We start from the raw sequence: 10,476 nt of genomic DNA on the forward strand, positions 1-10,476 counted from the left end.
CACTGGAGCAAGCCAAAAGGCCGGTCAAAGACCGAGTTTACCCAGGAGCCGTGTGAGGGGAAACTTTCACGCACGGTTCTGGAGCGGAGGTGCCCCGGATAATACCGGGCATCGACCGTAACAAAGCCATCAATAGATTAGGCAGACAGCACCTTAAAATAAGTAGGCAGCGTGAAGAACATGCCAAAAGACTGGCACGTTGCGTAATCCGGTCTAACGACCTGGTCGCCTATGAAGATTTAAGGGTTAAAAACTTAGTAAAAAATCACTGTCTCGCTAAGTCTATAAATGATGCAGGTTGGTATCAATTTAGAAAATGGTTAGAACATTTTGGCCAAAAGTTTGGAAGAGTCACTGTTGCAGTGAATCCTGCCTATACAAGCCAAAACTGCTCTGAATGCGGCGAGGTGGTCAAGAAGTCACTATCGACAAGGACTCACGTCTGTAAGTGTGGCTGCAAGCTAGATCGAGACCACAACGCTGCAATCAATATACTAAATCGAGCCTTGGGTACGGTGGGGCACACCGGAACTTTGGTCATTGACCCGAACGCTTCAGGAGAATCGGCCTCTATTGTTCTTGGTTCCGACCAGGTTCAGTAAGCTGGCTCGCTGAATGAAGAATCCCCGCGTCTAATGACCGGGGAGTGTCAAGTCGGTGGTGTACTACTCGTAGTTGGTGTCCGGTTTATACCGAGCTACTGTAGTATCCTGATTTAGGGTAAGTGTTGTGCTCAGTTTACCAGCCGCCTTATTCTACGGATATTCTCCTCCAAGAATTTATTGCCCATGCTTCCAATGACCCAGATGTTGCCACCGTTTACCAAAGTATTGCTCTCCATCGGTAGCAATAAGCACCAGATAAATCAGGGTAAACCGGATCAACACTCAGCACTCAGCACTCATACCAAGTTGCGGTCAAACGTACAACTTTCTCTTCCCCGCATCTCCCCATCTCCCCATCTCCCTATCTCCCTATCTCCCTATCCAAGCAATCTACTATCTTTGAATGCAACTCGGTATCAGCACTCAGCAATCAGGGCACCTGAGATAATTCAAATCCATAAGACCACCAAATCGTACAGCAATAGCAGATAATTGATTCTTGACGACCAATAAATAATAAATAAATGATAAAGACTGCATGGGTGTTTCCCGGGCAAGGTTCCCAGGCACCAGGTATGGGAGTTGACTTATTAGAGTTGCCCTCTGCAAAGGTTAAGTTTAAGCAAGCTGAGGAAATTTTAGGCTGGTCTGTTCTAGATATTTGTCAAGGGGAGTCCGATCAGTTATCTCAAACCCTCTACACTCAACCTGCCTTATACGTAGTTGAGAGTATCCTGGCTGATCTGCTCATGGAACAAGGGGAACGACCCAATCTAGTAGCCGGTCACAGTTTGGGAGAATATGTTGCCCTCTACACTGCCAGGGTATTTAACTTTGAGGCAGGGCTACGCTTAGTCCAACATCGGGCTAAATTGATGGATAGTGCTTCTGATGGCATGATGGTTGCTCTGATTGGCTTCAAACGCCCAGAACTTGAAGAAAAAATCCAGCAGATACAGGATGTTGTTATTGCTAATGATAACAGTCCTGCTCAAGTGGTAATTTCAGGTAAACCAACAGCAGTTCAGGATTTTCTGAGTCAGATTAAAGTCAAACGGGCTATTCCTCTAAAAGTGTCCGGTGCCTTTCATTCTCCCTTAATGGCTCAAGCAGCAGCTCAGTTCCAGGAACTCTTGCTGTCTGTCCCCTTTGCTGATGCCCAGGTACCAGTATTATCGAATGTGAATCCTGTACCCACGGTCGAGGCAGTTACCTTAAAACATCAACTCCAGTCTCAAATTACTGGTTCAGTGCGATGGCGAGAAATTTCTCTGAGGCTACCAGTGGAAGGGATTGAGAAAGTGGTGGAAGTTGGACCAGGTAAGGTGCTGACTGGCTTAATTAAACGGATGTGTCCGGAGTTAATTTTAGAAAACGTTAATAGCATTGCTGATCTGCAGCAATGCTTAGTAGTCAGCTAACTCGAAGCCCTAAGCTCGACCTAATTCATGTCTTGGATGGCGGCGCAATCCTCTTTGAAGCGCCGCTTTGATGGAATTCCCCCAATCGTTATCAGGGTGTAGAGATCACAAGTGTGGCAAGTTTGGGGAGATGGGGAAATGGGGAGATGGGGAGATGGGAGCGATTTTTATTAAGGGCACCTAACAAAGATTCCAAAATTAATAAGCAAAAATACTTATCTTATCAAGATCATATCCAGAGGTGCGCTTGACCTTGGCGAATTTAATTCGCCAAGGTCAAGCGCACCTATAGGCATTTCACGAATCAGATGGGAATACCGCTGCATATCGCTTAAATCCAGAACCATTAGGTTTTTTTTAGTTTCTCAAACTTACCTAACATTCTTGATTGAGTCGCTTTTGAAATCGGAAAAATATGAGAAAATGCAAAATCACAGAGTAAATAGGTAAGTCAGTTGACATTCGATGGCTCGAAAAGGTCTCTGGATTGGTGGTCTTTAGACAAAAAATCAACCACTGTTTCCTTATGCCTAGCAAACTGACTTGTGCTGACTTACATCTGACCCGTCTAAGACTTTGATCCAACAGGTTTTGTTAGGGGAAAAGGTTAGCTAAATAAGCATTTTTATAGCTGATTTATTTGCTCTATTTATTGTCTTAACACTATGAATAAAGCCAATCATTTTTATTACCAAAGGAGTTGCATATGCTTGAAATAATGAGTATTCACAAAGCTGATGAAATCAGTCAAATAAAAAAAACAAAAACTGGAATAATTCCTGGCAAAATGGAACTCATCATCAAAATTAATGAATTGCCTACAGCAAAAACTGTTAAAAACGGCTGGCAGGAATTTAATGTTGATTGTGATGGCACGATGTTTACGATTAAGGTCAAACCCAAAGTTTGGAAAAAAATCACGACTGCGAATGAGATGTATTCCATGTGGGTTGCTGTTATTACTGGCAAACTGGGAGCAAAAATTAACAAAGGGTTTCGGGTAGAGCAACCAGGTATTCAAGTATTTGAGAAAAAACCCAAGGCACCGAAACCAGATAAAACACAGGTACAAGCCCAATCACAGGAACAACTACAACCACAACCACAAGCTCAATCACAGGAACAGCTAGGCCAATCACAGGAACAGCTAGGCCAATCACAGGAACAGCTAGACCAATCACAGGAGCAGCTAGCTCAATCACACGAACAGCTACAGGAGCAGCTAGCCCAATCACAGGAACAGCTAGCCCAATCACAGGAGCAGCTAGCTCAATCACAAGCCTAAGCAAAGACCAAGAATTGGACGTTAAACTGATTTAATCTCAACAGTTATAATCAAATTTCGTTAATCGTTAATTGAGAATTAATAATTTTAAATTAACGATTAACGATTAACAATGAACAATGAAGAGTTAACAATTTTCCTGGATTCCTGCTCCAGCGGGTCGGTTCCTCAGCCCCCAAGCCACAAAAGGTAATGTTATGCTAGCCTAAATGGCTAATTGTTAATAGTGTTAATTGGTTTACAGGCTTTAGCCATGAGCCATTTCCTATAGGCTATCTCCATATGAGCGATCGCATAACTCATATCCTTCTGATTGATGATGACCCAGTATTCCGATTGGGTCTAAGGACTGCCTTGCAAGCCTTCCAGGATCTGCTAGTTGTAGCTGAGGCTGATACTGGCACAGAAGCCCGATCAAGATTAGCGGCACTAGAGGGGACTAACTCCGTGGATGTGGCAATTTTGGAACTAGCTTTGGCTCACCCGAATTCAAATCAAGAGGTAACCTTATCAGGATTGCCACTGTGTCAGGGATTACGGCGGGAGTACCCTAACTTGCCAATTTTACTACTGACCAGGGAATCTAAACCCACTGTGCTAGCAGTAGCTCAAGCATTGGGTGTCAATGGGTATTGCCCCAAAGGAGTCGCGATCGCTACCATTGTTGAAGCCATTGGTCAAATTATTGAGGGTCAATCCTATTGGCAGACACTGTCTAGCTTACCTACTGTATCTTATAAAGGTGCAGGTTTTGCTCCCTGGTATCAACAGTGGCGTAACTCAGGATTCCAACAATTTGAAGCCGCTTTAGGCCAGGTCAATAGTCAGCTGCAAAATCCTCGTCTTTCCAATTGGGATTGGCTGTTTTGGACTGGACGCCGTCGAGAACTATTGGTAGCCCGTTGGCTGGCAGATCAGCTATTACCGGCTAGCATCATTCTGGTGGAACCGTCACGGGACAATGCCTTAGTGCCAATGCCTAAACCGGAAACGTCACTGACTGTTGCGCCAAGGGCTCAATCCCAGCTTAGCCCTAACGGAGCACTAGTTGAGCGGAGAGTTGAGCGGACAATGGTAAAACTTCAATCTGGTTTATCCAACCTCTCTGGTGTTCCCCTAGAACTTGACATTCTCCAAGTAGAGAAAAGAGCAGAGTTACTTGGTTTAGTCTTCCAAACCTTTGAAACGCTGATTGAAGATTTGCGCTTGTCTGAAGTAAAACTGGAACAGTTACCTCAGAAGCAACAGCTGATTCTGAAAGATCTGTGGGAAGCATCAGTCACAGATTTCTTCGGTAAGTATTATACCTTGTACACGGACAATACTCAACTAGAAGTTGTCACTATTTTGCTGGGTAACTATCCCATCGTAAAAAAGGAAATTCTTGATAAAATTCCTCTAGTCATTGATTTATTAGCTCATCGGCTATTTGACAGCTCATTAATAATTGATAATGTCTCCTATCCTGCCCACACCCCCGAAGCAATTCAACGGTCAGAATTTATCCTGGACAATTTAATTATCCAAATCGGTAATGGGGTGATTCAACCGTTATTAAATCAATTGGCAGATGTAGAAAGTATTAAGGGAAATTTTTATCATAAAAATCTGATGTCATCTCGGGAAATTGCCCGATTTCGCAATAATCTCTCCTGGCGATATCGCCAAGATAAATTATTTGGTGAGCCACAAGCAATTTTCGAGAGTCGATATGATTTATTTATCCTAACTGACACTGGCATTAAACAAACCAGTATCTATGCTCCCCGACGTCGAGAATTAGAACGGCTACGAGGTTTTCAGCTAGCTGTGACGTTAGCCTATGAGCTACGGGATGCTCTTTCTCCCCGTCTGCAAGCGGCTGTTACTTGGATTGGTAATGGTGTGGTGTATGTCTTAACCCAAGTCTTTGGTAGAAGTATTGGTCTAGTAGTTCGTGGTGTAATTCAGGGCATTGGTAACAGCGTCCAAGAGGCCAGGTTTGGTAAAAATCCTGGACGTGGGAAGTAGGGGAAGACAGGGAAGAGGGGAAAGTAAAAAAATACCATGACATCCAGCATTGGGACTGATTCAACCCTCCCCACCTAAACAATTTTAGAAAACAATTTTAGAAGCCCCTGCCTTTAGGCATAGGTTTTATGACTCATTCACAGTCACACCCTTTTTGCCATTACTCTCAGTATGCTCTACTACATCCGAGCCTAGAGGATTAGCTTGATGCTGAGATGGTGGCAAAGCGGGTTCTAATATTTCCCAAGCTTCTTTGGCAATGGGCAAATACTGATCGTGAGCGGCTTTAGCTTCAGCAAATTTTGTTAAGGTTTTGGCAAAATTTCTATCCGTTGCCAGTTTCATATGTTCCGGTGTCAGGGGGTCTGGGGAAAATAAGGCTTCGATCACTGGCCGTAATTCCACGGCTTGTTGGTAAGCTTGTTCTAAATTTACCCTTAAACTTGCTAAAGATGCGATCGCTTTTACTGACTGAATAATCTCTGCTTCTTCACCATCTGTACTACCGGTAGCTAGTGGCTCAACTAAAATCAAATCGTCAGCACTCAAGCCATCGGCAAAGCTATCCTCATTGACGGTAGTGTCTTCTGAGTCTTCCATCCGCCTTTGGATCTCTTCGAGGGCTTTGGCTCTGTTTTTGGCATTGTCGGTTCTGCCGGGGACTTCAACGATGAAGCCGAGTTCCTTTAAATCCTTGGTTGTATATTGCACCGTAGCTTTTGACATAATGTTTACCCTAGTTTCGGTGTCCGATTAGATTAATCCTACTTAGATTTATAGTACGCCTGATCGAGTTCCCCATGGAACATGGTTCCAAAACCGCAATGGGGTAAGCATATGGGCGTGCGCGTTCAGCTATAGCGCTACGCGTAAGGCAAGAGGCAAGAGGCAAGAGGCAAAAGTTGACTACAACAGCTTTTGCTGCTTTTATCAATAATGTCAAACACCTTAATGTGTAGTGCTATATCAGCTCTGAGCTCTCAGCCAAAGGCCACGCTACGGGAATGGCCACGCTACACCGAACAGTTTATGCCCATAGCCCATTAGCTGATAGCTGAGAGCTGACCACTGATGGTCTAGCTAAGAATTTTTGCTTACTAACTATTTATTAACTTTTGTAAAAATGAGCGTTCAAGACCTACAAAACTGATATATACGTCGCTACACTATGCAAAGTGTGTGTTTATACTGATTTGGAAAGTATTAACGGTGTGAGGTTTGTGGATCCTAGATGATTCCTATCCAACTAACTCTAAAAAACTTCCTCAGCTACCGCGACGCAACTCTAGACTTTCGCGGTCTTCACACTGCCTGTATTTGTGGTCAGAATGGAGCCGGGAAATCGTCCTTGCTAGAAGCCATTACCTGGGCAATTTGGGGACAAAGCCGTGTTGCTTCGGAAAACGATGTCATCCATACTGGGGCGAAGGAAGTCCGAGTAGACTTTATTTTTCAAAATAATCAACAAACCCATCGAATTATTCGGACTCGCCACCGAAAACAGGGGAGTTCCCTAGAGTTTCAAGTGGAAACACCAAATGGTTTTAAGTCTTTAAGCCAGAAAGGAGTACGAGCAACTCAATTATTAATAATAGCGAATCTGAAGCTAGATTACGATACCTTTATCAACTCATCTTACCTGCGTCAAGGTCGAGCCGATGAGTTTATGGTCAGGCGTCCCAGTGAACGGAAACAAATTCTGGCAGATTTGCTCAAACTAGACCAGTACGAAAAATTGGCAGACCAGGCCAAGGATTTGTCAAAGCAGTTGAAAGGTCAAGTAGAACAGCTAGAGCAAAGTTTGCAGGGTATTAAAGAACAACTGGGAGAACGGGATGCGATCGCAAAGGAAACAGCTACCCTGGAAACTGCTTTACACCAGCTGCAACAAGACCAAGACCAAGACGCGCAACAACTCAAAAAACTACAAGCCATTGGACATCAGCGCAATAGCTGGGAACAACAGCTGAACTTTGTGAGGACACAATATCGTAATCTTACTCAAGATTGCGATCGCATACAACAAGACATTGCTACTGCTGTTGCCCAACAAGAACAACTCTCTAAACTACTCTCTCAAGACCAACAAATTACTGCTGGTTATGCCGAATACCTCCAGCTACAAGAACTTGAAGAAAGTCTTGCCGCCAAATTACAGACTTATCAGAAAGCGCAACAGCAACGACAACAACTCCAACAGCAGCTTAATCAAGACATTAATCAACATAATCTGCAAATTCGTGATATCCAAGCTCAACTAGAAGCCTTGGGTACTCAAGAGCAAGAGATTCAAGATACCCTTTCCCGTTCAGGGGAAGTTGCTACAGCCCTGGCAAAACTTAACCAAGCTCGTGAACGGCTCAAGCAGCTAGATAATTTACAACTCGAAGTCTCTCCCTTGTTGCAACGTTGTGGGTCTATCCAAAGCGAACTTGACCGGGTTCAAGCCAGACTCAGTGCCAAATTAGAAGAACTGGTTTCTTCTGAAAAACATTTATCCCAGCAAGTAGCAACAACACCTCAGCTGAGACAAGCGGCACTTCAGTTAGAAGCTGAACTTGGAGAATTAGAGAAAAAGCGGGTCTACCTGTCTCGGTTACAGGACAAAGGACTAGAACGTCGAGGCTTTCGAGAACGCCTCCAAGAAAACCAACGTCGCTATCAAAAATTACTGGGGGAACTGACCCAAAAAATCCAGTTTCTGCAAGTTCAGAACGCAGTTTGTCCCTTATGCGAGCAGCCTCTAGATGCAGCCCATTCTGACCGGGTGATTCAGAAAACCACTGCTGAGCACAAGGATGTTCAAGATCAATTCTGGGTAGTACGAGAGCAGCTAACCGTTTGTGAACGAGAACTTCAGGTGTTGCGCCATGAATACTCCCAAATTTCCCAACAACTCTCTCCTTATGAACAGTTGCTCGAACAACGGGGACAACTAGCAGCACAACTAGAAGCTACCGACGAAGTTTATGACCGACTCTATGAAGTATCTGAGGAAAAGAAAGAACTGGAACAATCCCTTACTATTCGTGCTTATGGGGTAGAGTTACACGAAGAACTCAGGCAACTCGACCTCCGAGTCCAACAGCTCAACTACGATGAACAAACCCATGCTCTAGCACGGGGGGAAGTTGACCGCTGGCGCTGGGCTGAAATCCACTCGGCTAAGCTAGAAGAAGCAAGACGGCGTCAGCAAAAAATTGATGCCCAGAAACCACAGCTGCAAGGAAAGCTGGATACTCTTCAAGCCTCAGTGCATCAGTTACAAACCAATTCCCCGTTGAAGCAGCAATTGGATCAGCTAGATCGATACATTGCTGAGATTGGCTATAACTTGGATGCTCATAATCAGGTTAGAGCCTCCTTGCGTCAAGCCCAATCTTGGCAACTGCGTTATCAGGAGTTACAAACCGCCCAAGAGCAAAATCCCCAAGTCGGTCAACGCTTGGCAAGCCTAACTCAAAGCCTCCAGAGCAGACGCTGTAATCTCAAGGAGGTTAATACACAAATTGAGGACATTGTCAAGCAAATGGAACAAAGTCCTGATGTCACTAGGGACATCCAAGCCTTAGAACAGGGGATGAAGCAGCGCCGACGGGAAATGGATAAACAACTATCCCAGCAGGGGCGTCTCCAACAACGGTTGCAGCAACTGGAATCCCTACAAAGTCAGTATCAACATCAACTCGAAAAGCTGCAACAACTCCAGCGGCAATATCGGGTGCATCAGGAATTAGCGATCGCATTTGGCAAAAATGGCATCCAGGCTCTAATGATAGAGAATATTTTGCCTCAACTAGAAGCCCAAAGCAATCAAATTTTGGCTAGACTGACTGGGAATCAGTTACACATCCAAATTGTTACCCAAAAGGCCGGGAGTCGGTCTTCTAAGAAAAAAACCAAGCTGATTGATACCTTAGATATTTTAATTGCTGATGCCAGTGGTACTCGACCTTATGAAACCTATTCCGGTGGTGAAGCATTTCGGATTAATTTTGCCATTCGTCTGGCATTAGCACAACTGTTGGCCCAACGCTCAGGCACATCCTTACAAATGTTGATTGTGGATGAGGGGTTTGGCACCCAAGATGCCGAGGGGTGTGAGCGATTGATTGCAGCAATTAATGCGATCGCATCCGATTTTGCTTGTATTCTAACCGTGACTCATATGCCTCAGTTTAAAGAAGCCTTTCAGACCAGGATTGAAGTATCTAAGACATCCCTTGGCTCTCAGTTAAGTTTATCGATGTAATCAATGCTAATATTTGTAGCAAAGGGAGTAGGGAGTAGGGAGTAGGGAGTAGGGAACAGCGGATCTGGGAACAGGGAATAGGGAATAGGGAGTAGGGAATAGGGAGTCAATAATGATAACAATTCCTACAATTATAGCTGATAGCTGATAGCTGATAGCTGACGGCTGACGGCTGAACGCGCAGGCGTGCGCGTAGCGCTTAAGCTGATAGCCCTACAAAATCAAATCCATTGCTGTTTTTATGATTTCCTCGCGCTCCACCATTTTAGCAATTTCTTCAGCTTCATAACTTCCTTCAAATGCTTCTAATGAAGCGCGGTCTAGTGCGGATTCATAAGCATCTTCTAAAGTTTCTAATAATTCCTCTTCAGTTAGATAAGTTCCTTTAGCTTTGTGGCGCTTATTAGTTCGTTGAATTTGTTTAACAAAATTACGGATTGATACTTCCCAAGATTTAGTCGTCCGTTTTTCAGCAGCTTTTTTAATTAGATGTAACAGCAGAATAATTCCATAGCTAAATAGTTTATTCAGTTTATCCGATTTGCTGATCTCCTCCAATTCTTCAATCAGTTCCAGGGCTTCAGGGATTTTGCCTTCGTAGAGTAACTCCTTTAGAGTGATTAATTCTTCCATTGGCTATTCTTCCTCCGCTTTTCAATTGATCCATCGCGACTATAGCGGTTTATACCCTAATTAGGTACACAGGATTTTTTCCCTCTTGTATCTTCCCTCTTGTATCTTCCCTGTTCCCTGTTCCCAGATCCGCTGTTCCCTACGGGTGCATCTCATTTTTACGGTTTGATCCGGTGGTGCGTTACGGGACGGGCTGTCTCAACACTGGGAAAGATTTGGAAAATCAGGGCTAGCCCCTCCCTAACGCACCCTACGCCATTTCTCTTCTTT

At 44.2% G+C, this 10,476-nt stretch carries 9 protein-coding genes; 6 read left to right on the forward strand and 3 right to left on the reverse strand.

The genetic code is table 11. The features are described 5' to 3' along the window. The first annotated feature begins 89 nt into the window (after positions 1–89). From F6J99_RS34255 to F6J99_RS34275, 5 genes are all read left to right on the forward strand, one after another. Entirely contained in the window at positions 90–602 is a 513-nt protein-coding gene (locus F6J99_RS34255) for an RNA-guided endonuclease TnpB family protein (RefSeq protein WP_365974847.1), read from the forward strand. 527 nt (positions 603–1,129) lie between these two features. Next, positions 1,130–2,026 (forward strand): ACP S-malonyltransferase, encoded by an 897-nt coding sequence (gene fabD / locus F6J99_RS34260; RefSeq protein ID WP_293119817.1) that lies wholly within the window; start codon positions 1,130–1,132, stop codon positions 2,024–2,026. A gap of 122 nt (positions 2,027–2,148) precedes the next feature. Next, positions 2,149–2,277, forward strand: a complete 129-nt coding sequence (locus tag F6J99_RS34265) for a hypothetical protein (protein WP_293119819.1) — start codon at positions 2,149–2,151, stop codon at positions 2,275–2,277. Between the two features lie 455 nt (positions 2,278–2,732). Beyond that, on the forward strand, positions 2,733–3,311 hold the full coding sequence (locus F6J99_RS34270) for a hypothetical protein (protein WP_293119821.1): 579 nt from the start codon (positions 2,733–2,735) through the stop codon (positions 3,309–3,311). A gap of 282 nt (positions 3,312–3,593) precedes the next feature. After that, positions 3,594–5,321 carry a DUF3685 domain-containing protein gene (locus F6J99_RS34275; RefSeq protein WP_293119823.1) on the forward strand — a complete coding sequence of 576 codons (1,728 nt, stop codon included), beginning with the start codon at positions 3,594–3,596 and terminating at the stop codon, positions 5,319–5,321. Positions 5,322–5,447: 126 nt separating this feature from the next. Here F6J99_RS34275 and F6J99_RS34280 read toward each other — a convergent pair whose 3' ends face one another. After that, positions 5,448–6,047 carry a hypothetical protein gene (locus tag F6J99_RS34280; RefSeq protein ID WP_293119825.1) on the reverse strand — a complete coding sequence of 200 codons (600 nt, stop codon included), beginning with the start codon at positions 6,045–6,047 and terminating at the stop codon, positions 5,448–5,450. A gap of 505 nt (positions 6,048–6,552) precedes the next feature. Here F6J99_RS34280 and sbcC point away from each other — a divergent pair. Continuing rightward, positions 6,553–9,573: an exonuclease subunit SbcC gene (sbcC, locus tag F6J99_RS34285; protein ID WP_293119827.1), complete on the forward strand. Its 3,021-nt coding sequence runs from the start codon at positions 6,553–6,555 to the stop codon at positions 9,571–9,573. Here sbcC and F6J99_RS34290 read toward each other — a convergent pair. Then, the gene (locus tag F6J99_RS34290; RefSeq protein ID WP_293119829.1) at positions 9,552–9,695 is read right to left on the reverse strand and encodes a hypothetical protein; all 144 of its coding nucleotides are present in this window, start codon (positions 9,693–9,695) and stop codon (positions 9,552–9,554) included. The genes sbcC and F6J99_RS34290 overlap by 22 nt on opposite strands. Positions 9,696–9,786: 91 nt before the next feature. Beyond that, positions 9,787–10,206, reverse strand: coding sequence for a DUF29 family protein (locus F6J99_RS34295; RefSeq protein WP_293119831.1), 420 nt, complete (start codon positions 10,204–10,206; stop codon positions 9,787–9,789). Positions 10,207–10,476: the final 270 nt, after the last annotated feature.

The organism is Moorena sp. SIO4G3 (assembly GCF_010692305.1).
Lineage (GTDB): Bacteria > Cyanobacteriota > Cyanobacteriia > Cyanobacteriales > Coleofasciculaceae > Moorena > Moorena producens_A.